This window comes from Streptomyces sp. NBC_00466 (genome assembly GCF_041433995.1).
GTDB lineage: Bacteria > Actinomycetota > Actinomycetes > Streptomycetales > Streptomycetaceae > Streptomyces.
This window is the reverse complement of sequence record NZ_CP107896.1, coordinates 5,892,334-5,915,588: the sequence shown is the minus strand read 5'-3', so window position 1 is coordinate 5,915,588 and position 23,255 is coordinate 5,892,334. Positions and strand designations below refer to the sequence as shown.

The following is a 23,255-nucleotide window of genomic DNA, read 5'->3' as shown; positions in this document are numbered from 1 at the left end:
GGGGGTGCTCCGGCCGGTTTCTCTTCCGGAGGGAGCACCCCGCTGCGGTTCAGCTGTCCTGCGCCAGCCACTCCGGCAGGCCGGGGGCCTCGGCGCCGATCGTGGTGGAGTCGCCGTGGCCGGTACGGACCACGGTCTCCGGGTCCAGCGTCAGCAGCCGGTCCCGGATCGACGCGACGATCGTCGGGTGGTCCGAGAACGACCGGCCGGTCGCACCGGGGCCGCCCTGGAACAACGTGTCGCCGGTGAAGACCGTGGCCAGGCCGGGGGCGTACAGGCAGACCGCGCCCGGCGCGTGGCCCGGCGTGTGCAGCACTGTCAGCGCGGTCCCCGCCACCGTCAGGGTCTGCCCGTCCTTGAGTTCGCCGTCCGGGAGGCAGCCGGGGTGGGTCATCCGCCACAGCGGCAGATCGTCCGGGTGCAGCAGGACGGGCGCCCCGGTCGCCGCGGCCAGGGCGGGCGCCGCGTCGATGTGGTCGTTGTGCCCGTGCGTGCAGACGATGGCGCGCAGCGTACGGCCACCGAGGGCGGCCTCGATCTCGGCGGCGTCATGGGCGGCGTCGATGACGATCGCCTCGCTGTCGTCGCCGACGATCCAGACGTTGTTGTCGACGTCCCAGCTGCCGCCGTCGAGCGAGAACGTGCCGGAGGTGACGAGATGGTCGATACGGGCCGCCATCAGAACTCCACCACCGAGCGCAGCACATCGCCGTCCTGCATCCGCTCGAAGGCCTTCTCGACCTCGTCGAGCCCGATCGTCTCGGTGACGAACGCGGCGAGGTCGATCCGCCCCTGCTGGTGCAGATCGATGAGCATCGGGAAGTCGCGTGAGGGCAGGCAGTCCCCGTACCAGGAGGACTTGAGCGCTCCGCCGCGGCCGAAGACGTCGAGGAGCGGGAGTTCCAGCTGCATCTCCGGCGTCGGGACGCCCACCAGGACGACCGTGCCCGCCAGGTCGCGGGCGTAGAAGGCCTGTTTGTACGTCTCGGGGCGGCCGACCGCCTCGATCACCACGTCGGCGCCGAAGCCGCCGGTGAGCTCCTGGATCGCCTCGACCGGGTCCGAGGTACGCGAGTTGACGGTGTGGGTGGCGCCCATCCGCCGCGCGGTGGCGAGCTTCTTGTCGTCGATGTCGACGGCGATGATCTTCGCGGCCCCGGCCAGCCGGGCCCCGACGACGGCGGCGTCACCGACGCCGCCGCAGCCGATGACCGCCACCGAGTCGCCGCGGCCGACCTGTCCGGTGTTGATGGCCGCGCCGATCCCCGCCATCACTCCGCAGCCGAGCAGACCGGCGACGGCCGGGGAGACCGCGGGGTCGACCTTGGTGCACTGGCCGGAGGCGACCAGGGTCTTCTCGGCGAAGGCACCGATGCCCAGCGCCGGGGAGAGCTCCGTCCCTCCCCCTGGGCCTCCGGCCAGGGTCATCTTCTGCTTCGCGTTGTGCGTGTCGAAGCAGTACTGCGGCCTGCCGCGCAGACAGGCCCGGCACTGGCCGCACACGGCACGCCAGTTGAGGATCACGAAGTCGCCGGGCGCGACATCGGTGACGCCCGCGCCGACGGACTCCACGGTGCCCGCGGCCTCGTGGCCGAGCAGGAACGGGAAGTCGTCGTTGATCCCGCCCTGCTTGTAGTGGAGGTCCGTGTGGCAGACCCCGCAGGCCTGGATCCGCACCACGGCCTCGCCGGGCCCCGGGTCCGGGACCAGGATCGTCTCCACGCGGACGGGTTGGTTCCTGCCGGGGGCCACGACCCCTTGAACCTGCTGCGCCATGCCGTCAACAGCCTTCCTGTAACCGAGCGGTGTGTCGGCTCAGTCTTCCAGGCTCCGGGGCCTTTCGTTTGGATCAGGCCGGATCAGGGAGCGGGGTCTGGTGCACTGCGTTCGCTTCGCTCACTTCGTCTCGGCTCTTTGATTGCCCTTTGGATGCCGAGCGCAGCTGCAAGGCGGAGGATTGAGGCAACTGGGGCCTCCCCTGTTCGAGCGAAGCCGAGAACTTGGGGAAGGAGCCATGGTGATTGACGACAACGCCGCAGATGCGCGTGCCAGACCCCGCGAGCCCGGCCCGATCCAAACGGAAGGCCCTAGCGCTCCGCGGCGATGGACGCGACCCGGCCGCGCACTACGAACCAGCCGCCGACGAGCAGGGCGGCGATCAGCGGCAGGCATTCCACGGTGGTACGGCCCACTCCCCCGCCCCACCACATCAGGAACGCGACGGCCACCAGGAAGCAGAGGGTGACGATCTGGGTGTACGGCGCCCACGGCAGCCGGTAGGAGGGACGGGTGACCCGGCCCTCCTTCGACCGCTGCCAGAAGAGCAGCGAGCAGAGCATGACCATGCCCCAGGTGCCGAGGATGCCGATGGAGGCGAAGTTGAGGACGATCTCGAATGCCTTGCCGGGGACCAGGTAGTTGAGCACGACGCCCAGCACCCCGAAGGCCGCGGTGAGCAGGATGCCGCCGTAGGGCACGTGGCCCTTGTTCATCCGGCCGGTGAAACGCGGGGCGGACCCGGCGAGCGCCATCGAGCGCAGGATGCGGCCGGTTGAGTACAGGCCGGAGTTGAGGCTGGAGAGCGCCGCGGTCAGGACGACCAGGTTCATCACGCCGGCCGCGCCGGGGACGCCGATCTTCGACAGCACGGTGACGAAGGGGCTCTCGCCGTCGGAGTACGCGGTGTACGGGAGGAGCAGCGCGAGCAGCACCACGGAGCCGACGTAGAAGATGCCGACCCGCCACATGATCGAGTTGATCGCCTTGGGGATGATCTTCGCGGGGTTCTTGGTCTCGCCTGCCGCGACACCGCACAGCTCGACGGACGCGTACGCGAAGACGACGCCCTGGATGACCAGCAGCATCGGCATCACGCCCTTGGGGAAGAAGCCGCCGTTGTGACCGATGGTGGCGATCCCGGGGGTGTGGCCGTCGACCGAGTGCTGGGTGACCACCAGGTAGATGCCGATGCACATGAAGACCACCAGCGCGGTGACCTTGATGATCGAGAACCAGAACTCGGTCTCGCCGAAGTACTTGACCGAGATCAGGTTGGCGGTCAGGACGACGGCCAGGGCGACGAGCGCGCAGACCCACTGCGGGACCGAGCTGAACATCGACCAGAAGTGGGCGTAGGTGGCGGCGGCCGTGATGTCGGCGACCGCGGTGGTCGACCAGTTGAGGAAGTACAGCCAGCCCGCCGTGTAGGCGCCCTTCTCCCCCATGAACTCACGGGCGTAGCTGACGAAGGCGCCGGACGAGGGGCGGTAGAGGACGAGTTCGCCCAGGGCCCGTACGACGAAGAAGGCGAAGGCTCCGCAGACGGCGTAGGCGATGGCGAGTGAGGGGCCCGCACCTGCCATCCGGCCGCCGGCGCCGAGGAAGAGGCCGGTACCGATGGCCCCACCGATGGCGATCATGTTGATGTGGCGGGACTTCAGGTCTTTGCTGTAGCCCTCGTCACCGGCATCGACGTGCGGTGTGGGTTCTGCCGCAGTGATGGTGGGGTTGGTCATGGGGTGCGTCGCCTTACGTGGGGGAGGTGGCGGCCGATCAAGGCGTCAGCGTAAAGCGGACACGTCGGGCACGTGAACCGAATGAAATCTATGTCACAAAAAGGTTTGGAACTGCACCGGTCAGGGCGCCAGAACGTCGAGCTCCTTCAGGGCGCCGACCGCGATCTCTCTGGTCAGTTCCTCCGCCCGGTCGGCATCGCCTTCCCGTACGGCCTCCGCCACCTGCACATGCAAGGTCACGGCGGCCGGGTCGGGGTCGTCGAACATCACCTGGTGCTCCGTGCGTCCGGCGAGGACCTCGGCGACCACGTCGCCGAGCCGGGCGAACATCTCGTTCCCCGAGCCGCGCAGGACGAGGCGGTGGAAGGCGATGTCGTGCACCAGGTACGCGGGCAGCTGGTGGCCGCGGGACGTGGCGACCATGCCGAGCGCCTGCTCGGTGAGGGCGGCGCACTGCTCGGCGGTGGCGTGCCGGGCCGCCAGCCCGGCGGCCACCGGCTCCACGGAGTACCGCAGGACGGTCAGTGAGCGGAGCTGCCTGGACCGGTCGGCGCCGGCCAGCCGCCATCGGATGACCTGCGGGTCGTAGACGTTCCACTCCTCGGTGGGACGTACGGTCACGCCGACCCGGCGCCGCGACTCCACCAGGTGCATCGACTCCAGGACCCGGACGGCCTCACGGATCACCGTGCGGGACACGTCGAAGCGCTGGGCGAGCTCGTCGGTGCGCAGCACACTGCCCGGCGGGTACTCCCCCGAAGTGATCGAGGGACCGAGGTTTTCCAGCACGTGGGCGTGGAGCCCCGGGCCCTGAGTGGTCATGGCATCACCCTACGGGGCATCCGCCGGAGCTATTACGTATGACTTTTAGGTCACAGACTCTTGAATAAGTCGTACCTAATGGGTTTCAGTAGCGCGACGGATTCATGAAAGCCCCGTCGAAGTCATGTCGAAGAAGACAGCGAGGCACCACCGATGAGCACCCCCCGAGTCGTAGTCCTGATGGGCGTGGCAGGGACCAGCAAGACCACGATCGGTCCGCTGCTCTCCGCCGCACTGGGCGTCGCGTACGCCGAGGGGGACGACTTCCACCCCGCGGCGAACATCGCCAAGATGTCGGCCGGGACGCCCCTTGAGGACGCCGACCGGTGGCCCTGGCTGGACGCGATCGGCCGGTGGGCGCACGACCGCGCCGACCGGGGCGGCGTCGTCAGCTGTTCCGCGCTCAAGCGCTCCTACCGCGACCGGCTGCGGGCCGAGGCCCCCGGCGTCGTCTTCCTGCACCTGACGGGCGACCGGGAGCTGATCGAGAAGCGGATGGCGGAGCGCAAGGGGCACTTCATGCCCACCGCGCTCCTCGACTCGCAGTTCGCCACGCTCCAGCCGCTGGGCCGGGACGAGGCGGGCGCCGCCGTCGACATCTCCGGAACCCCCGAGGAGATCACCGGACGGGCCGTGGCCGCACTGCGCGGCATCGGCAAGTAGCTCCACCGTCACGCCTTACCGCACACCGCTCACCGCCTGACGAACCACTCTTACGAACCGAAGGAATCCACCGTGTCCAGTCTCAGTGTCGAGATGCTGGCAGCGGACGTAGCGCCGATATCGTCGGCCGGCCATGCCCAGCTGGGGATCGCCGTCCTCGCGGGCATCGCCGTCATCGTCCTGCTCATCACGAAGACCAAGCTCCACGCGTTTCTGTCGCTGACCATCGGATCGCTCGTCCTGGGAGCGGTTGCGGGTGCTCCGCTCGACAAGGTCATCACCAGCTTCACCACGGGCCTCGGTTCCACCACCGCGAGCGTGGGTGTCCTGATCGCGCTCGGTGCCATCCTCGGCAAGCTCCTCGCGGACTCCGGCGGCGCCGACCAGATCGTCGACACCATCCTCTCGAAGGCGAGCCGGCGCGGTATGCCGTGGGCGATGGTGCTGATCGCGGCGATCGTCGGCCTGCCGCTCTTCTTCGAGATCGGCATCGTGCTGCTGATCCCGGTGGTCCTGCTGGTCGCCAAGCGCGGCAACTTCTCGCTGATGCGGATCGGTATCCCGGCGCTGGCCGGCCTGTCCGTGATGCACGGTCTGATTCCGCCGCACCCCGGTCCGCTGGTGGCCATCGCCGCCGTGCACGCCAACCTCGGTGTGACGCTCGCGCTGGGTGTCCTGGTGGCCATTCCGACCGTGATCATCGCCGGTCCGGTCTTCTCCCGGTACGCGGCCCGCTGGGTGGACATCCAGGCGCCCGACCGGATGGTGCCGCAGCGCCCGTCGGAGGACCTGGAGAAGCGGCCCGGTTTCGGTGCCACCGTGGCGACCGTGCTGCTGCCCGTCGTGCTGATGCTGGCCAAGGCGCTCGTCGACATCGTGATCGACAACCCCACGGACACGGTCCAGCGCGCGTTCGACGTCATCGGCTCGCCCCTGATCGCCCTGCTGGCCGCGGTGATCGTCGCCATGTTCACGCTGGGCCGGGCGGCCGGATTCAGCAAGGGCCGGATGTCGGCGACCGTCGAGAAATCGCTCGCCCCGATCGCGAGTGTGCTGCTGATCGTCGGCGCCGGCGGCGGCTTCAAGCAGACCCTGATCGACTCCGGTGTGGGTCAGATGGTGCTGGACATCTCCAAGGACTGGTCGATCCCCGCGCTGCTGCTGGCCTGGCTGATCGCCGTGGTGATGCGCCTGGCGACCGGCTCCGCCACGGTGGCGACGGTCTCCGCCGCCGGTCTGGTCGCGCCGCTGGCCGCGGACATGTCGACGGCGCACGTGGCACTGCTGGTGCTCGCCATCGGCGCCGGCTCGCTCTTCTTCAGCCATGTGAACGACGCGGGGTTCTGGCTGGTGAAGGAGTACTTCGGGATGGACGTCGGCCAGACGATCAAGACCTGGTCGGTGATGGAGACCATCATCTCGGTGGTCTCGCTGCTCTTCATCCTGCTGCTCTCGCTGGTTGTCTAGTACCGCGGACTCAGGAGTACGGCCCGCTGCGGCGCTTTGACGACAGGCACCAGCAGCGGCCCGAGGAGGACGGCCCGCCGCCCGCACGGGAGAAGGACACATCTCATGGCACATCCACTGTTCGAGATCGGCGGCCGTACGGCGCTGGTCACCGGGGCCAGCCGCGGCATCGGGCACGCGCTCGCCCGCGGTCTGCTGGAGGCGGGCTGCACCGTCGTCATCAACGGCCGGGACGAGGGCCGGCTGAAGGCGGCCGCCGCCGGACTCGCCGACACCGGGGGCACGGTGCTCACCGCCGCCTTCGACGTCACCGACGGACCCTCGGTCGCCGCCGGGATCGCCGCGGCCGAGGAGCAGGCGGGCCCGCTGGACATCCTGGTCAACAACGCCGGAATGCAACTGCGCGCCCCGCTGCTCGACTTCGCCGACGACGACTGGCACCGGATCGTCGGCACCAACCTCACCAGCGCCTTCCTGGTGGGCCGCGAGGCCGCCCGGCGGATGGTCCCGCGCGGTCACGGAAAGATCATCAACATCTGTTCGCTGCAGAGCGAGGTGGTGCGCCCCGGTATCGCTCCGTACGCGGCCACCAAGGGCGCCCTGAAGATGCTCACCAAGGGCATGTGCGCCGACTGGGGTCAGTACGGCATCCAGGTCAACGGCCTGGGGCCGGGCTACATCGAGACAGAGCTGACCCGGCCGCTGGTGGAGGACGAGGAGTTCAGCTCCTGGGTGCGCGGCCGTACCCCGGCCGGGCGCTGGGGGCGCACCGACGACCTGGTGGGCGGCGTGCTCTACCTCGCCTCACCGGCCGCGGACTTCGTGAGCGGCCAGATCCTGTACGTCGACGGCGGAATGACGAGTGTGCTGTGATGCGCGGATGTGTGATCCACGGAGTGGACGACCTGCGGGTCGACGAGCTGCCCGAGCCGGTGGCCGGGCCCGGCCAGGCCGTCGTCGCGGTGCGGTACGGCGGAGTGTGCGGCTCGGATCTGCACTACTGGCGGCACGGCGGGGTCGGTGACTTCCTGCTGCGCGAGCCGATGGTGCTGGGCCACGAGGTGGTCGGCACCGTGGTCGCGTACGGCGAGGGCGCGGAAGGCCCCGCGCCCGGCACCCCGGTGGCCGTGCACCCGGCGACGCCGTGCGGCACCTGCCCGGAGTGCCTGGACGGGCGGGCCAACGTCTGCCGGGACACCCGCTATCTGGGCAGCGCGGCCCGCACCCCGCACGTGCAGGGCGGTTTCGCGGCCCGGATCGCGGTGCCCGCCGGTCAGCTGAGGGCACTCCCTGCGGGTCTCGGGCTGCGCAGGGCCGCACTGGCCGAACCGCTGGCGGTCGCGCTGCACGCGGTGCGCAGGGCCGGTCCCGTCGAGGGCAGGCACGTCCTGGTCACGGGTGCGGGGCCGATCGGCTCCCTGGTGGTGGCCGCGCTGCGGGCCGCGGGCGCCGCGGCCGTCACGGTCACCGATCTGCTGCCGAAGGCCCTGGAGTTCGCGGCCGCCGCGGGCGCGACGACGCTCGTACCGGTCGGCGACCCGGCCGGTCCCGGCCTGCCGGACGAGGTCGACACCGCGATCGAGGCGTCCGGGTCGGCGGCCGGTCTGGACACGTGTCTGCGGTCGGTGCGGCGGGGCGGGGCCGTCGTGCAGCTGGGGATGCTGCCACCGGGGATGAGCCCGTTCGCCGGGAATCTGGTGGTGAGCCGGGAGATCGAGCTGCGCGGGGCGCTCCGCTTCGACGTGGAGTTCGACGCGGCGATCGAGCTGCTGGCCCGGGAGGACTCCTTCGACGCGCTGGTCAGTGCGGTGGTGCCGGTGGAGCGGGCCGCGGAGGCGTTCGCGCTCGCGGCTGACCGCTCGCAGTCCTGCAAGGTGCTGCTGGACTTCGGCGGCTGACGGCCGCGCGGCGCCGGGCCCGGTCCGCGGAGCCGCCTCCGGCCGCCCGTGCGGCCGGGGCTTCGCGGAGCCCGGCCCGGCGCCTCACTCCTCGTCCAGCCACAGCGGGTGCTCCCGCCGCGCCCAGCCGCGCCCGACCAGGCCGGTCCGCATCCCCCGCCGGGCCTCCGGGTCGCCGAGCGCCATCCCGATGTGTCCGGCGATCACGATGCCGACGGCCAGCGCCAGCCAGTCGTGGATGAAGGTGGCGCTCGTCCGCCAGACCAGCGGCGCCAGATGCGTGAACCACATCAGCAGCCCGGTGCCGAGCATCACCAGCGTGGCGCCCGCGATCCACCCCGCGTAGATCTTCTGGCCGCCGTTGAACTTGCCCGCCGTGCGCGGTGATCCGTCCCTGCGCAGCGCCGACCGCAGCCAGGCGCGGTCGTACGGCGCGAAGCGGTTGAGGCGGCCCAGGTCCGCCCGCAGCGCACGCGAGACGAGGCCGGCCAGAACCGGCACCGGCAGCAGCAGCCCGGACCACTCATGGACGGTCACGACCAGATAGCGGCGGCCGACCAGCTCCGCGAGCTGCGGGACGTACAGGCAGCCCGCCGACGCGATGCACACCAGCATCAGGGCCGACGTCGTGCGGTGCACCCACCGCACCGGCCGGGTGAAGCGGCGCAGCTCAGACCGTGGGGTGGTCATCGCGTCCGTTGGACTTGCCGACCCAGGCGTCGATGTCATAGCCGCGCTCCTCCCAGTAACCGCGTCGCACGTCACGGGTGACGGTGATCCCCGACAGCCATTTCGCCGACTTGTAGAAGTACATGGGCGCGACATAGAGGCGGACGGGTCCGCCGTGGTTGTGGCTCACCGGCTGGTCCTGCATCCGCAGTGCCACCAGGATGTCCGCACGGCGCGCCTGGTCCAGGGTGAGGCTCTCGCTGTACGCGCCGTCGAAGCAGGTGAAGCGGACCGCACCGGCCCCGGGCCGGACGCCCGCCGCGTCGAGCAGCCGGGAGAGCCGGACGCCTTCGAAGGGCGTGCCGGGCACCCGCCAGCCGGTGACGCACTGCACATCGCGCACCAGCCTGGTCTGCGGGAGCCTGCGCAGCGAGCCGAGGGTGTACGAGGTGGGCCGCTCGACCATGCCGTCCACGGTGAGCCGGTAGTTCCCGGCGTCCTTGCGGGGCACCGACGAGGTGACCGAGTAGTAGCGGAATCCGCCGCCGTTGGGCAGCAGACCGGTCAGGCCGGTGGGGTCCTTGCCCGAGACCGCCCCCAGCGCCGAGTCGACCCCGCGCTGGATGTAGGGCGCGGTGACCAGACCCGCCGCGCCCAGGCCGAGCATCCCGAGGACGAGGCGGCGCCCGACCGGCGCGCCGTCCTGGCTGGATGGTTCATGTTTCACCCAACGATTCGAACACCCGCGGGCGCCAGAAGCCAGCAACCGCGGGTGCCCGTCAGAATTCCGTCATATGTCCGCGCCTGCTCCGGCCCGCGCCTCGGCGGCCTTGTCGAGCTGGAACGCCTCGTTGCCCAGCCCGATCCTGGCGTGCACATCGGGCCGGCCCGAGCGCAGCACCAGTCCGTAGACCAGACCGCCGATCATCGCGAGCCCGATGATCCCGGGCAACAGCCAGCTCAGCACCGACCCGGGGCCCGCGCCGACCAGCACGTCGAAGTCCTTGACCGTCATGAAGGCGATGGTGAGCAGGGCGAGGCAGGCGAGGCCCGAAGCGGTCAGCCGCCAGATCTGCGCACGGGCCGCCCCGCGCAGTACGAAGAAGGCGATCACCGCGACCGATGCGGCGGCCATCAGCAGGATGATGCCGAGGGCGCCGATGTTCCCCATCCAGGTGAAGAGGTGCAGGACGGGCGCCGTCGGGTCGCCGTGCGGCTTGCTGTCGGTCACCGCGAACGCGATGACGACGACGAGGGAGATCACGGTCTGGAGCAGCGAGCCGGTGCCGGGCGCGCCGCTGGACCTGTTGGTACGGCCGAAAGCGGCGGGCAGCAGCCCTTCGCGTCCCATCGCGAAGGCATAGCGGGCGACCACGTTGTGGAAGCTGAGCATCGCGGCGAACATGCCGGTGACGAAGAGGACGTGGAGCACATCGGTGAAGGACTTGCCGAGTACGCCCTCGCTGAGGCCGAAGAGCAGACCCGGGCCGAGTTTGCCGGCCTGGGCGCTGATCGCCGACGGTCCGGCGGCCACGGTCAGCGCCCAGGAGCTGACGGCGAAGAACAGTGCGACGAAGCCGACGGCGAGGAACATCACCCGGCGGACGACCACCTGCGGCCTGCTGGTCTCCTCGGCGTAGACGGGGGCCTGTTCGAAACCGACGAACGCGGCGATGCAGAAGCAGAGCGCGGTGCCGAAGCCCGCACCGGTGAGGGTGCCGGGGTTGAAGGCGTGCAGCGAGAGCCCCTCCTTGGCGGGGCTCGCGACCGACGCGATGTCGAAGATCACCACGAGGGCGCACTCGATGAGCAGCAGCACCCCGAGGACCTTCGCGTTGAGGTCGATCTTCAGCCAGGAGAGCACCCCGACGACCGCGACGGCCACCAACGCCGGCACCCACCAGGCCAGTTCGGTGCTCAGATAGGTGTCGAAGAGGCCGGAGACCTCGAAGCCGAAGATGCCGTAGATGCCGACCTGCATGGCGCTGTAGGCGACCAGGGCGACGAAGGAGGCACCGGCTCCCGCGGTGGAGCCCAGGCCGCGGGCGATGTACGCGTAGAAGGCCCCGGCGTTGTGGACGTGCCGGCTCATCTCCGCGTAACCGACGCTGAACAGCGCCAGGACGACCGCCAGGATGACGTAGAGGATCGGCTGTCCCACGATCCCCATCAGTCCGAAGATCGTCGGCATGACGCCCGCGACGACCATCAGGGGAGCACTGGCCGCGAGTACGGAGAGCAGCAGGCCCGCCGTCCCCAGACGGCCGGCGCGCAGTGCCTGGTCCTGGCCCTTGAACGTGCTGATCTTGTTGATCTCGCTCGTGCTCGAACTGCCCGGCGGCATGGCGGGTCGGTCCCTTCGGTGAGGAGTTAGACGGAGCCGAGCGCGGCACCGCGCGCGGCGCTGAACGCCTGGTACGGGTCCCGGTCGGGGTACGCCCAGGGGGCTGGCGTGAAGTGCTCTCCAATGCGGTGGAACAGTGCGGCGGCCTCCGCCGGCCGGCCCTCGCAGAACTTCGCGTGAGCCAGGAAGTTGAGGTCGACGCGGTTGCGCGGATGGTCCTCGCGCTCCCACTCCAGCCACCAGTCGAAGGCGGCCTTCATCACCTGGCGGGCCCGCCGGCCCGTCCAGTGCGCGGAGCGTGCGGGATCGTCCGGTTCGCTGCCCGCGACGGCGAGCACCCGGTAGCGCTCCGCATGGGCCACCACCGGCAGCACCGCGAGCGGTGAGTCGGCGGGCGCCTGTTCGGCCGCCCAGGCCGCGAAGTCGTACACCTCGTGGAGCGGGTCCTGGCCGGCTCCCGGATGGCGCTCGGCGAGCCGCGCCGCCATCAGATGGTGGGCATGGTGGTGCTCGGGGTGGCGTGAGCGCACTTCGTCGAAGAGGCGGCTGACCTCCTCCTCGGTGCCGCGGCTGCGGGCGAGGATCAGCAGACCGAGCCAGGGCGTCGGGTCCGATGGCGCCAGCCGGGCAGCGGCCCGGCAGGCCTCGCGGGCCGCGTCCTCCTCGTCCTTGGCGGCCCTGCCCGCCCTGCCCACCTTGTCCGTCCTGCCTCCCCTGCCGTCCTTGCCGTGCAGCGACCGCAGGACCTTGGCGCAGGCCAGCAGGGCGGCGGCGTCCGCGCTATCCGGCTCGGCGAGCAGCCAGTCCTCCGCCCAGGCCGCCGACCCCGAACCCTCGGCGAGTACGACGAGACGGTGGCCCCGGCGGTCCCAGTCGTCAGCGGTCGCGGTGAGCAGGGAACTGACGCTTGCCCAGCGGCCCTGGGCCAACTGGGTCCGTACTTCTGCGAGTTCGACGTCGTCGAGGGCCGGGTCGGCGAGTTGGCCGGCCCGTCTTCGGGAGCGGCCGAGGAGTGGGGGCATCCGCGGGATCCTCAGGGCGCCGGGAGCAATGATCACGCCCAGCAAACCGGTACTGATGGCTCCACGTCAAGGCCGCACAGACGCCATATCCTCCCCAACTCCCTTTGCACCGCCACGCTTTGCCCGTGTGCGTACGCTGGTGCCATGACCGGTCCCGAACCCCTCAAGCCCCTGTTGCTCGCCTTTCCCGGCCCGCTCCGCGATCAGCTCGTCGACGCCGTGCTGCGCGGGGAGAAGGTCTCGACCAGCGGACTGCTCGCCGAGTACGAGGCGGAGCAGGAGGAACTGCCCCCCGTCGGCGAGCGCTCCGCGCTGATCGACTCGGACGGCCGCGAGGTCGCGGTGGTCGAGGTGACCGAGGTACGGGTGCTGCGGCTGGGTGACGTCGGCCTCCAGCACGCACTGGACGAGGGCGAGGGATATACGTCGGTCGCCGGGTGGCGCGCGGGGCACGAGCGGTTCTGGCACGGGGACGACATGCGGGAGGCGCTGCGGGACCCGGAGTTCACCGTGGACGACGACACGATGATCGTGGCCGAGAGGTTCCGGGTGGTGGAACGGCTGTAGGACGGGCCGCACCGGGCCGGGCCGCCCCGCCGCGCGCTGAACCGCACCGCCCGCTCAACCGCACCGCCGCCCGCTGAACCGCGCCTCCCACTGTCCCGCTACCCCACTGCCCGGGCCGCTGCCCGCCCGGCGACCCGCCCCGAGTAGATGCAGCCGCCCAGGAACGTGCCCTCCAGCGACCGGTAGCCGTGCACCCCGCCACCGCCGAACCCGGCCGCCTCCCCCGCCGCGTACAGACCGGGCACGGGCGCGCCCCTGTCCGTACCGCCGGCCGGCTCCGCGAGGACCCGGGACGACAGGTCCGTCTCCAGGCCGCCCAGTGACTTGCGCGTCAGGATGTGCAGTTTCACCGCGATCAGCGGACCCGCCGCGGGGTCGAGGATGCGGTGCGGCGCGGCCGTACGGATGAGCTTGTCGCCCAGATACTTCCGGGCGCCGCGGACCGCCATCACCTGGAGGTCCTTGGTGAAGGGGTTGCTGATCTCCCGGTCGCGGGCGACGATCTCCCGGCGCAGCCCGGCCTCGTCGATCAGCGGCTGCCCGGTGAGCTTGTTCATCCCCCGAACCAGCGACGCCAGGTCCTTCTCGACGACGAAGTCCGCGCCGTTGTCCATGAACGCCTTCACCGGCGCGGGTACGTCGGCCCGCGCCCGCCCGATGACGTCACGGACGGACTTCCCGGTGAGGTCCGGGTTCTGCTCGGAGCCCGAGAGCGCGAACTCCTTGCCGATGATGCGCTGGTCGAGGACGAACCAGGTGTAGGCGTGGCCCGACTTCATGATGTGGTCGAGCGTGCCCAGGGTGTCGAAGCCGGGGAAGAGCGGCACCGGCAGGCGCTTGCCGCGCGCGTCGAACCAGAGCGACGAGGGCCCCGGCAGGATGCGGATGCCGTGCTTCGCCCAGATCGGGTTCCAGTTCTGGATGCCCTCCGTGTAGTGCCACATCCGGTCCCGGTTGATCTGGCTGCCGCCCGCGGCCTCCGCGATGCCCAGCATGAGCCCGTCCACATGGGCGGGCACCCCCGACAGCATGTGCGCGGGCGGGGTGCCGAGCCGTTCCGGCCACTGGGCCCTTACGAGGTCGTGGTTGCCGCCGATCCCGCCGGAGGTGACGATGACCGCCTGCGCCCGGTAGGTGAACTCGCCGGTGACCGCGCGGCTGCTGGCGGTGCCCCGCTCGGCCCCGCTCGCCTCCAGCACCTCACCGGTCACCGTGTCCACCGCGCCGGCGCTGCGGGCGAGGCCGGTGACCCGGTGGCGGAACCTGAGCTGCACCAGACCGCGCGCCACGCCCTCCCGCACCCGGCGTTCGAAGGGCGCCACGACACCGGGCCCGGTCCCCCACGTGATGTGGAAACGCGGTACGGAGTTGCCGTGGCCGGTCGCGTCGTACCCGCCGCGCTCCGCCCAGCCGACGACCGGGAAGAAACGCATCCCCTGGGCGCGCAGCCAGGCCCGCTTCTCGCCCGACGCGAAGTCCACGTACGCCTCGGCCCACTGCCGCGGCCAGTGGTCCTCCGGCCGGTCGAAACCGGCGGTGCCCAGCCAGTCCTGCATCGCCAGCTCACGGCTGTCCTTGATGCGGAAGCGCCGCTGTTCGGGCGAGTCGACGAAGAAGAGACCGCCGAAGGACCAGTGGGCCTGCCCGCCCGCCGACTGCTCGGGCTCCTGGTCGAGGAGGATCACCTTCTTCCCCGCGTCCACCAGCTCGGCGGTGGCCACCAGACCGGCGAGCCCGGCCCCGATCACGATCACGTCAGCGTCGTCCGCCATGAGCCCCATCCCTGCCAGGTTACTTGTGGGTCACATCTTCAGTTCGTCCCGAAGCTGCGTCAACCGTCCCGTTCGGTGCACTCAACGGGTACAGGTGCACCCCCAGGCGCTATCGTCGCCAGGACCCCGCCCCTTCTGGCCGGTCTTGAGGTTGATCACGTGTCGGTACTCGTCGTCGCGCTCTCGGTGGCCGCGGCCTGCTGTCTCGGCTTCGGTTTCGTGCTCCAGCAGAGAGCGGCCCGGCACGCCCCGATGAAGGACTTCCTCTCCTTCCGGCTGCTGCTGGACCTGGTGCGGGTGCCACTCTGGCTGGGCGGCATCGCGCTGATGGTCTGCGGCATGGTGCTGGGGGCCCTGGCGCTCGGGCACGGCGAGATCTCGCTGGTCGAACCTCTGCTCGCGACGAACCTGCTCTTCGCCATGGCACTCTCCCGGCACCAGACCGGACAGCCGCTGGGGCGGCAGGGCTGGGGCGGTCTCGCGCTGCTGGCGGGCGGAGTCGCGGCCTTCATCCTGGCGGGCCAGCCGAAGGCCGGTGCCGCTTCGGTGAACGAACTGCGGCACTGGCTGATCATCGGCGTGGTGGCCGGTACCGCGATGCTGCTGGCGGTCTGCGCCAAACGGACCCGGCTGACCGTGGGGCCCGCGCTCCTCGCACTCGGCGCGGGTCTGCTCTACGGGCTCCAGGACGCCCTGACCCGGGTCAGCGGCCAGCATCTGGAGCACGGCGGCTGGCCGGCGCTGGTGACGGGCTGGGAGCCGTACGCCGTGATCGTGCTGGGGGTGACCGGCCTGGTCCTGGTCCAGAGCGCCTTCGAGGCCGCGCCGCTGCGCAGTTCGCTGCCCGCGCTCACCGCGGCACAGCCGCTCGCGGGCATCGCCTGCGGCGTGGGGTTCCTGGGCGACCGGCTGCGTACCGACACCGGGGCCCTGGCCTGGCAGGCGGCCGGACTCGCGGCGATCGTCGTGGGGATCGTGCTGCTGGGGCGGCATCCGGCGATGCCCTCCGGTTCGGCGCGGACGCCGCGCGAGAAGATGGCCGCATGACCGCTGCGAACCCTGAACCCCCCGCGTCCCCCGCCGACGAGATCCTCGATGTGGTGGACGCGTCCGACCGGGTGACCGGGCAGGCCCCGCGGGGCGAGGTGTACGCGAAGGGTCTGCGGCACCGCTGCGTCTTCGTCCTCGCCCGGGACGCCGAAGACCGGATCTTCGTCCACCGGCGGACACCGGTGAAGCTGGTCTTCCCCTCGCTGTACGACATGTTCGTCGGCGGGGTGGTCGGCGCGGGCGAGTCCTACGACGCGGCGGCGCTGCGGGAGGCCGAGGAGGAGCTGGGCGTCTCCGGGCTGCCCGCGCCCGTACCGCTCTTCAAGTTCCTGTACGAGGGTGCCGGGCAGGGCTGGTGGTCCTGGGTGTACGAGGTGCGCTGCACGCTTCCGGTGAACCCGCAGGTGGAGGAGGTCGCCTGGCACGGCTTCCTCTCCGACGAGGAGCTGGCGCTCCGTATCGGCACCTGGGAGTGGGTTCCCGACGGCCTCGCGGCGTACCGCCGGCTGACCGCTCCGCACCCGGGGTGACGGCGGCCGGCGGTCCTCCCGCCGGCGCGTCGGTCAGGGCTTTTCGTTTGGATCAGGCCGGGTTCGCCGCCGACGGCCTCCCACGGAGGTGTCCGGTGCGGGTCCGGGTCAGGCCGCGTCCCAGTCGACCGTGACGACGATCTTGCCGCGGGTGTGGCCCTCGGAGTTGAGCCGCTGCGCCTCTGCCGCCTGTTCCAGCGGGAGGACCCGGTCGACGTGGACCGAGATCTCCCCCTGGTCGGCGAGTTCGCCCAGGACATGCAGATCGAGAGGGTCCGGCCGTACGAAGACATAGCGGCCGCCGAACTCGACGACGTCGCCGTCCACGATCGACGCGAGCCGGCCCTCCGGGGCGAGCAGGTTCGCCGAGAGCCGCAGGGTGTCCCCGCCGACCGTGTCGAGGACCGCGTCCACCCCGTCGGGCGCCAGGGCCCGCACCTGGTCGGCGAGCCCGTCGCCGTAGGCCACCGGTTCCGCGCCCAGCGTGCGCAGATGGTCGTGGTTGTGGGTGCTCGCGGTGCCGATGACCCGTGCTCCCGAGTGCAGGGCGAGCTGTACGGCCATCGAACCGACCCCGCCCGCCGCCGCGTGCACGAGAACGGTGTCGTCGGAACGGATTTCGAGCGCGCGCAGGGCCTGGTAGGCGGTCAGTCCGGTCAGCGGCAGCCCGGCGGCCTCCTCGAAACTCAGCCGCAGCGGCTTGCGGGCCAGGGTGCGCACCGGGGCCGCCACGTACTCGGCGAAGGTGCCGCGGGAGAGGAAGTCCTCCCGTACGTACCCCATGACCTCGTCCCCGACGGCGAACTCGGTGACGGCCACCCCCGGCTGCACCACCACACCGGAGACGTCCCAGCCGGGCACGACCGGGAAGACGGCGTCGAGTCCCGCGTCGAGATGCCCCTCGCGGGCGTGCGCATCGACCGGGTTGACGGCTGCCGCGCGTACTTTCACCAGCACGGAGTCGGGCCCGACCTTGGGCTCGGGGCGCTCGCCGTACTCCAGGACCTCGGGGCCGCCGTAACGGCTGTAGCTGATCGCCTTCATGCCTACGAGCCTCTGGTCAGGCCCAGCCTCGCGCAACCGGACCCCGTGCAAACGGGAGGGCGGCGGTACCGGCCCGGCCGGGCGGGAACCGGAAGCCGCCGGACGGGAACCGGGAGCCTCCGGGCGGTGTATCAGAGATGTGACGACCGCACAGAGACGACCAGAGACAACCAGAGAGGTGCCGGCCGCGACGACCACCGAGGTGCCGACCGCGCACCGGCTGCCGGAACCGGGCCGGGGGTGGACGACATACCGACTGGTCGGCATGATGGACGCGGACGTCACCGCGAGCGTTCCAGCAGACAACAGCGCGACGGTCCACCCGGGACGGTCCGCCCCTACACACGGAGGTGCCCCATGAGCGCAGTCCAACCACCGGGAATCGACCCCGAGGCGCTGCGCGGTCATCTCGACCGGGTGCGGCCCGGCCTGGTGAGCGGACCGCTCAGCGCGCGGCTCATCGAGGGCGGGCGGTCGAATCTGACGTACACCGTGAGCGACGGGACCGGCCGGTGGGTCGTCCGCAGGCCCCCGCTGGGCCATGTCCTCGCCACCGCGCACGACATGAAGCGCGAGCACCGAGTGATCAGCGCGCTGCACCCGACGGGGGTTCCGGTGCCGGCCCCGGTGCTGCTGTGCGAGGACGAGTCGGTCATCGGATCGCCGTTCTACGTCATGGAGTTCGTCGAGGGCACTCCGTACCGTACGGCCGCCCAGCTGGCACCCCTCGGCCCCGAGCGGACCCGTGCGGCGGTGCTCGGACTGGTCGACACGCTCGTGGATCTGCATGCCGTGGACCAGGAGGCGGTGGGTCTTGCGGACTTCGGGCGCCCCGAGGGCTTCCTCGACCGGCAGCTGCGCCGCTGGGGCAAGCAGCTGGACGCCTCGCGCAACCGCGAACTGGCCGGCATCGACGAGCTGCACGCCACTCTCGGCCGTGACCTGCCCCGCTCCCCGGCTCCCACCGTCGTGCACGGCGACTACCGCCTGGACAACGTGCTGCTCGGTGACGACGAAAGAATCAACGCGATCCTGGACTGGGAGATGTCGACGCTCGGCGACCCGCTCACCGACCTGGGGCTGCTCGTGATGTACAGCTCCGATCTGGGCATCCCCGAGTCACCGGTCTCCACCACCAGCGGTGCGGCGGGCCACCCCTCGCCCGCCGAGCTGGTCGAGCGCTACGCGGCCCGCTCAGGCCGGGACACCTCCGCCATCGCCTGGTACACGGCGTTCGCCTGGTTCAAGCTCGCCGTGATCCTCGAAGGAATCCACTACCGCTACACCCTCGGCCAGACCGTCGGAGCCGGTTTCGACCAGATCGGCTCACTGGTCCCCGTCTTCATCGAGCACGGTCTCACCACCCTCCAGGAAGGCTGAACACCCCATGGACTTCGCATTCGACGCGCGCACCGAAGAGCTGCGCGGCAAGCTCCTCGCCTTCATGGACGAGCACGTCCTGCCCGCCGAGGCCGTCGCCCACGAACAGCGCGCGCGGCTCGCCTCCCCCTGGGACACCCCGGCCGTGGTCGGCGACCTGAAGGCGGAGGCGCGCCGCCAGGGCCTGTGGAACCTCTTCCTGCCGGACGCGGAGTACGGCGCGGGACTGACCAACCTCCAGTACGCGCCGCTGGCCGAAATCACCGGACGCTCACCGCAGTTGGCACCCACCGCGCTGAACTGCGCCGCCCCCGACACGGGCAATATGGAGGTGCTGTTCCAGTTCGCGACCGAGCAGCAGAAGAAGCAGTGGCTGGAGCCGCTGCTCGCCGGTGAGATCAGGTCGGCCTTCGCCATGACGGAGCCGGAGGTCGCCTCGTCCGACGCGACGAACATCGAGACCCGTATCGCGCGCGAGGGCGACGAGTACGTCATCAACGGCCGCAAGTGGTACATCTCCGGGGCGATGAACCCCGACTGCAAGATCTTCATCGTGATGGGGAAGACCGACCCGGACGGCGCCGACGCCCGCCGCCAGCAGTCGATGATCCTGGTCCCGCGTGACACCCCGGGACTCGAAGTCCGCCGCGCCATGCAGGTGTACGGATACGAGGACCACTCCCACGGCGGTCACGCCGAGCTGGTCTTCGACAACGTCCGGGTCCCCGCGTCGAACCTGATCGGTGAGGAGGGCGGCGGTTTCGCCATCGCCCAGGCCCGCCTCGGACCGGGCCGGATCCACCACTGCATGAGGCTGATCGGTATGGCGGAGCGCGCCATCGAGCTGATGTGCAGGCGGGCGGTGTCCCGCACCGCGTTCGGCAAGCCGCTGGCCCAGCAGGGTGTCGTACAGAACTGGATCGCGGATGCCCGGGTCACTGTGGAGCAGCTGCGGCTGCTGGTCCTCAAGACAGCCTGGCTGATGGACACGGTGGGCAACCGCGGTGCGCACACGGAGATCCAGGCCATCAAGATCGCGACCCCGCGCGCGGTGATCGACATCATCGACAACGCGGTGCAGCTGCACGGCGCTGGCGGGGTGAGCCAGGACTTCCCGCTGGCCGAACTCTGGGCCGGGGCACGGACACTGAGGCTCGCCGACGGGCCGGACGAGGTGCACCAGCGGTCCCTGGCGCGGCGCGAGCTGAAGAAGTACCTGTAGCGGGCGGGATGATGTCGCCGGGGCGGTCCCGGCCGGGCCGGGCCGGGGCAGGGCGGGGCGGGGTACGTCCCAGCCCCGGCCGGGACCGGCGGAGCCGGGCCCTACGGCCGCAGTGCCCTCAGCAGCAGATCGGCCAGTTGCTCGGCCAGTTCGCGCGGAGTCAGCGGGCCGTCCGGGCGGTACCACGTCGACAGATGGTGCACGGACCCGAAGTGGTAGTCGACCACCAGATCCGCCGAGGTGGCCGTCGAGAACACCCCGGTTCGCTGGCCCTCCTCCACCAGGGCCCGGAAGCGCTCGTGGTAGCGGCGCCGTTCCAGCCGTACCTGCTTGTTCTTCTCGGGGCTCAGATGGTGCATGGAGCGGAAGAAGATCGAAGCGTCGTCCAGGTTGTCGATGGTCGTGACGACGACGTCCGCCGCGGCCTCGCGCAGCCGCTCCTCGACGGGCGCGTCGGCGTCCGCGTACGCGTCGAGCCGCTCCTGCTGGAGCCTCAGCACCCGGGAGTAGACCTCCTGGAGCAGATCCTCCTTGGAGCCGAAGTAGTGGTAGAGGGCGCCCTTGGTGACCCCCGCCGCCTCGACGATCTCCTGGACGGAGGTCCGGTCGTAGCCGCGCTCGGCGAACAGCCGGGTGGCGGCGGCCAGCAGCCTCTGCGGGACGGGGACACCGTTCCCGTCGGTCGTTCTGGCTGCCATCGCCGCCACCTTCCGTCCGTTCATGAGCTCGTTGTACGTGTGCGGGCTGCTACGTGCGGGCCGTGCACGTGTGCCCTGTGAACATGCGGGCCGTGCACGTAGCAGCCCTGCAAACATGCGGGCTGTGCGTGCCCGGGCCCGCGGCGTTCACTGCGGGGAACGCAGTTCCCGCCTCAGGATCTTCCCACTGGTTGTCTTCGGCAGCTCGGGCAGGATCTCGACCTCGCGCGGGTACTTGTACGCGGCGAGCCGCTCCTTGCAGTAGGCCGCCAGCTCCTCCGGTGTCGCCGCGGCCCCGGACTCCGTGGGCCGCAGGCTCACATAGGCCTTGACCGACTCGCCCCGGTAGGGGTCGGGGATCCCGACCACAGCGGCCTCCCGTACGGCGGGATGGGTGTAGAGGACGTCCTCGACCTCGCGCGGCCACACCTTGAAACCGGAGGCGTTGATCATGTCCTTCATCCGGTCCACGACATAGAGCCAGCCGTTCCGGTCCATGAAACCGATGTCCCCGGTGCGCAGCTCGCCGCCGGGGAACGTGTCGGCGGTGGCCTCCGGACGCTCCCAGTAACCGGAGACCACCTGCGGCCCGCTCACCACGATCTCGCCCTGCTCCCCGAAGGGCACCTCGTCGCCCTTGGCGTCCACGATCCTCACCACGGTGTCGGGTCCCGGCACACCGACCGAGAGCGTGCCCGACACCGGGTCGACCGGCGCCTCCCGCTCGGGCGGCACCGAGGCGCACGGGGCGGTGCACTCGGTGAGTCCGTAGCCGTTGCGGATGTACGGGCCGAACCGCTCGCGGAAGCCCTCCACCAGCGCGGGCGGCAGTGGTGCGCCGCCCGACGAGATCACCTTGAAGGAGGCGAAGTGGTCCGGGGTGACCGACGGGTCGGCTGCGAGCGCCATGAAAGCCGTGGAGGGACCGACGGTGTACGCGGGACGGTGTTCGGCGAACGCGTCGAGGACCACTCCGGGGTGGAACCGGTAGGCGAGGACGAGAGTTCCGGCGTTGGCGACGCACGCGGCGAGTTCGCAGACCATCCCGGTGATGTGGAAGAGAGGAGCGAGCGCGAAGTACGCCGAGCCCTCCGCGACGGAGTGGCCGGTGCGCTGACGCTCGGCGTTCACCATGATGTTGGCGTGCGCGTTCATCGCGCCCTTGGGAGTCCCGCTGGTGCCCGACGTATAGCTGATCAGTGCCACGTCGGTGGCGCGCGGAACGCGGTCCGCCGGGGCCGGGAGCCCCTGCCGGGCGACCGCCACCAGATCGTCGGTGTCGGCGGGGCACGGGAGCCGCTCGAAGCCGAGGACCCGTTCGTCGTCGCGGCTCTGCAGATCGCGCTCGCAGGCGGTCAGTGCGAACCGCAGCGGGGAGCCGGCCATGCTCGTGGACACCTCCCGCAGATACGACTCCCAGGCGCGGTCGGAGCAGACCAGTGCCGTGACACCGGCGTCCCGCAGGGCATGGCCGACCTCCGCCGACTTGTACATCGGATTGAGCGGTACGACCGTGGCGCCCGCCTTCCAGGCGCCGAGCAGCGCCAGCACGAAGTGCGGCGAGTTCTGCAGCATGACCGCGACCCGGTCGCCGCGGCCCACCCCCCTGGCGGCGAGGTGTCCGGCGACCGAGTCGGAGAGCGTGTCGGTCTCGCGGTAGGTGAGCCGCCCGTCGAAGTAGGCGAGGGCGGGGTGTTCGGGTGCACGGGCCACGGCGTCGCGGAAGGCGTGCACCAGGCTGGCGTGCGGGTGCACCGGGCGGCGCTGGGCCTCGCTGAGCACGCCGAGCCAGGGCTTGGCCGCGTAGATCGAGGTGCTCACCGCCCGGCCTCCCACTTCTGCTGGAGGTGGTTCATCCCGCCGATCCACCGGTCGGGCTCGGCGGCCCGCGCCTGGTAGTACCCGGCGACCTCGGGGTGCGGCAGCACCAGGAACCGGTCGTCGTCGATGGCGGCGAAGAGCGCGTCGGCGACATCGTCGGGCTCGATCGCCGTTGGCGCGAGCACCAGTTCACCCGCGGACCCCGCCGAGGTGAGCATGTCGGTCCGTACGCCCTGGGGGCAGATCGCGTGGACCTTCAGCCCGCGGTGGCGGTAGGTCAGCGAGAGCCATTCGGCGAAGGCGAGCGCGCCGTGCTTGGTGACGCTGTACGGCGCCGCACCGATCATGGTGAGCAGCCCGGCGGCGGACACGGTGGAGACGAACCGGCCCTCGCCGCGCTCCAGCCAGTCGGGCAGCAGCGCGCGGGCGGCGCGGACATGAGCCATCACGTTGACGTCCCAGGCGGCGGCCCAGACGTCCTCGTCGGCGAAGGGGTCGCCGGGTGAGCCGAGACCGGCGTTGGCGCAGTAGACGTCGACGCGTCCGCCGAGGGCTTCACGGGCGGCGTCCACGATCGTCGAGGCGTCGCCCGGCACCGCGGTCGCGCCGATCCCGTCGGCCACCGCACGGGCCTTGCCGCCGTCCAGGTCGTTGACGACGACACGCGCTCCCTCCGCGGCGAACCGCCGGGCCAGCGCCGCGCCGATACCGCCGCCCGCCCCTGTGACCACTACACCCGCGCCGTCGACCGTACCCATCAGGACCTGCCTC

Annotated in this window: 22 protein-coding genes; 9 read left to right on the top strand and 13 right to left on the bottom strand. The window is 70.9% G+C overall.

The window, feature by feature from the left end; all coding sequences use genetic code 11:
* Positions 1 to 49: 49 nt before the first annotated feature.
* The 4 genes from OG210_RS26590 to OG210_RS26575 form a co-directional block, all read right to left on the bottom strand.
* Positions 50 to 679, bottom strand: a complete 630-nt coding sequence (locus OG210_RS26590; RefSeq protein ID WP_328325042.1) for an MBL fold metallo-hydrolase — start codon at positions 677 to 679, stop codon at positions 50 to 52.
* On the bottom strand, positions 679 to 1,776 hold the full coding sequence (locus OG210_RS26585) for an S-(hydroxymethyl)mycothiol dehydrogenase (RefSeq protein ID WP_328325044.1): 1,098 nt from the start codon (positions 1,774 to 1,776) through the stop codon (positions 679 to 681). Before OG210_RS26585 ends, OG210_RS26590 begins: the two co-directional genes overlap by 1 nt.
* Positions 1,777 to 2,087: 311 nt before the next feature.
* Positions 2,088 to 3,515, bottom strand: coding sequence for an amino acid permease (locus tag OG210_RS26580; RefSeq protein ID WP_328325046.1), 1,428 nt, complete (start codon positions 3,513 to 3,515; stop codon positions 2,088 to 2,090).
* Between the two features lie 120 nt (positions 3,516 to 3,635).
* Positions 3,636 to 4,337: a FadR/GntR family transcriptional regulator gene (locus tag OG210_RS26575; protein ID WP_266858596.1), complete on the bottom strand. Its 702-nt coding sequence runs from the start codon at positions 4,335 to 4,337 to the stop codon at positions 3,636 to 3,638.
* Between the two features lie 153 nt (positions 4,338 to 4,490).
* Between OG210_RS26575 and OG210_RS26570 the strand changes: the two genes are divergently transcribed.
* The 4 genes from OG210_RS26570 (at position 4,491) to OG210_RS26555 (ending at position 8,365) form a co-directional block, all read left to right on the top strand.
* Positions 4,491 to 5,000: a gluconokinase gene (locus OG210_RS26570; RefSeq protein WP_328325050.1), complete on the top strand. Its 510-nt coding sequence runs from the start codon at positions 4,491 to 4,493 to the stop codon at positions 4,998 to 5,000.
* Between the two features lie 72 nt (positions 5,001 to 5,072).
* Positions 5,073 to 6,467, top strand: a complete 1,395-nt coding sequence (locus OG210_RS26565; protein ID WP_328325052.1) for a gluconate:H+ symporter — start codon at positions 5,073 to 5,075, stop codon at positions 6,465 to 6,467.
* A gap of 105 nt (positions 6,468 to 6,572) precedes the next feature.
* A complete protein-coding gene (locus OG210_RS26560; RefSeq protein WP_328325054.1) occupies positions 6,573 to 7,340 on the top strand; it encodes an SDR family oxidoreductase in 768 nt (255 codons plus the stop codon).
* The gene (locus OG210_RS26555) at positions 7,340 to 8,365 is read left to right on the top strand and encodes an L-idonate 5-dehydrogenase (protein WP_371538997.1); all 1,026 of its coding nucleotides are present in this window, start codon (positions 7,340 to 7,342) and stop codon (positions 8,363 to 8,365) included. Before OG210_RS26560 ends, OG210_RS26555 begins: the two co-directional genes overlap by 1 nt.
* An 84-nt stretch (positions 8,366 to 8,449) precedes the next feature.
* Here OG210_RS26555 and OG210_RS26550 read toward each other — a convergent pair whose 3' ends face one another.
* The 4 genes from OG210_RS26550 to OG210_RS26535 all read right to left on the bottom strand — a co-directional run bounded on the left by OG210_RS26550 (position 8,450) and on the right by OG210_RS26535 (position 12,400).
* Positions 8,450 to 9,094: a cytochrome b/b6 domain-containing protein gene (locus OG210_RS26550; protein WP_328325058.1), complete on the bottom strand. Its 645-nt coding sequence runs from the start codon at positions 9,092 to 9,094 to the stop codon at positions 8,450 to 8,452.
* Positions 9,036 to 9,701, bottom strand: coding sequence for a molybdopterin-dependent oxidoreductase (locus OG210_RS26545; protein ID WP_328335351.1), 666 nt, complete (start codon positions 9,699 to 9,701; stop codon positions 9,036 to 9,038). Before OG210_RS26545 ends, OG210_RS26550 begins: the two co-directional genes overlap by 59 nt.
* 123 nt (positions 9,702 to 9,824) lie before the next feature.
* Complete coding sequence (locus OG210_RS26540; RefSeq protein ID WP_328325060.1) at positions 9,825 to 11,378, bottom strand: APC family permease; 1,554 nt, start codon at positions 11,376 to 11,378, stop codon at positions 9,825 to 9,827.
* A gap of 26 nt (positions 11,379 to 11,404) precedes the next feature.
* On the bottom strand, positions 11,405 to 12,400 hold the full coding sequence (locus OG210_RS26535) for a hypothetical protein (RefSeq protein WP_371538994.1): 996 nt from the start codon (positions 12,398 to 12,400) through the stop codon (positions 11,405 to 11,407).
* 144 nt (positions 12,401 to 12,544) lie between these two features.
* Between OG210_RS26535 and OG210_RS26530 the strand changes: the two genes are divergently transcribed.
* On the top strand, positions 12,545 to 12,967 hold the full coding sequence (locus OG210_RS26530; RefSeq protein ID WP_328325062.1) for an ASCH domain-containing protein: 423 nt from the start codon (positions 12,545 to 12,547) through the stop codon (positions 12,965 to 12,967).
* Between the two features lie 98 nt (positions 12,968 to 13,065).
* On the opposite strand, the gene OG210_RS26525 is transcribed toward OG210_RS26530, so the two are convergent.
* Entirely contained in the window at positions 13,066 to 14,739 is a 1,674-nt protein-coding gene (locus OG210_RS26525) for an FAD-binding dehydrogenase (RefSeq protein WP_328325064.1), read from the bottom strand.
* A gap of 159 nt (positions 14,740 to 14,898) precedes the next feature.
* Here OG210_RS26525 and OG210_RS26520 point away from each other — a divergent pair, with 159 nt between their 5' ends.
* Entirely contained in the window at positions 14,899 to 15,786 is an 888-nt protein-coding gene (locus OG210_RS26520; protein WP_328325066.1) for a DMT family transporter, read from the top strand.
* The gene (locus tag OG210_RS26515; RefSeq protein ID WP_328325068.1) at positions 15,783 to 16,319 is read left to right on the top strand and encodes an NUDIX domain-containing protein; all 537 of its coding nucleotides are present in this window, start codon (positions 15,783 to 15,785) and stop codon (positions 16,317 to 16,319) included. Before OG210_RS26520 ends, OG210_RS26515 begins: the two co-directional genes overlap by 4 nt.
* 108 nt (positions 16,320 to 16,427) lie before the next feature.
* Here the strand turns inward: OG210_RS26515 and OG210_RS26510 are convergent, their stop codons facing one another.
* Positions 16,428 to 17,363: an NADP-dependent oxidoreductase gene (locus OG210_RS26510; protein ID WP_328325070.1), complete on the bottom strand. Its 936-nt coding sequence runs from the start codon at positions 17,361 to 17,363 to the stop codon at positions 16,428 to 16,430.
* 357 nt (positions 17,364 to 17,720) lie between these two features.
* Between OG210_RS26510 and OG210_RS26505 the strand changes: the two genes are divergently transcribed.
* Positions 17,721 to 18,743: a phosphotransferase family protein gene (locus tag OG210_RS26505; protein WP_328325072.1), complete on the top strand. Its 1,023-nt coding sequence runs from the start codon at positions 17,721 to 17,723 to the stop codon at positions 18,741 to 18,743.
* Between the two features lie 7 nt (positions 18,744 to 18,750).
* Positions 18,751 to 19,965, top strand: coding sequence for an acyl-CoA dehydrogenase family protein (locus OG210_RS26500; RefSeq protein ID WP_328325074.1), 1,215 nt, complete (start codon positions 18,751 to 18,753; stop codon positions 19,963 to 19,965).
* Between the two features lie 101 nt (positions 19,966 to 20,066).
* Here OG210_RS26500 and OG210_RS26495 read toward each other — a convergent pair whose 3' ends face one another.
* From OG210_RS26495 to OG210_RS26485, 3 genes are all read right to left on the bottom strand, one after another.
* Positions 20,067 to 20,663 carry a TetR/AcrR family transcriptional regulator gene (locus tag OG210_RS26495; RefSeq protein WP_328325076.1) on the bottom strand — a complete coding sequence of 199 codons (597 nt, stop codon included), beginning with the start codon at positions 20,661 to 20,663 and terminating at the stop codon, positions 20,067 to 20,069.
* Between the two features lie 147 nt (positions 20,664 to 20,810).
* Positions 20,811 to 22,484, bottom strand: a complete 1,674-nt coding sequence (locus tag OG210_RS26490) for a class I adenylate-forming enzyme family protein (protein ID WP_371538986.1) — start codon at positions 22,482 to 22,484, stop codon at positions 20,811 to 20,813.
* Positions 22,481 to 23,242 carry an SDR family oxidoreductase gene (locus tag OG210_RS26485; protein WP_371538983.1) on the bottom strand — a complete coding sequence of 254 codons (762 nt, stop codon included), beginning with the start codon at positions 23,240 to 23,242 and terminating at the stop codon, positions 22,481 to 22,483. Before OG210_RS26485 ends, OG210_RS26490 begins: the two co-directional genes overlap by 4 nt.
* Between the last annotated feature and the right edge of the window lie 13 nt (positions 23,243 to 23,255).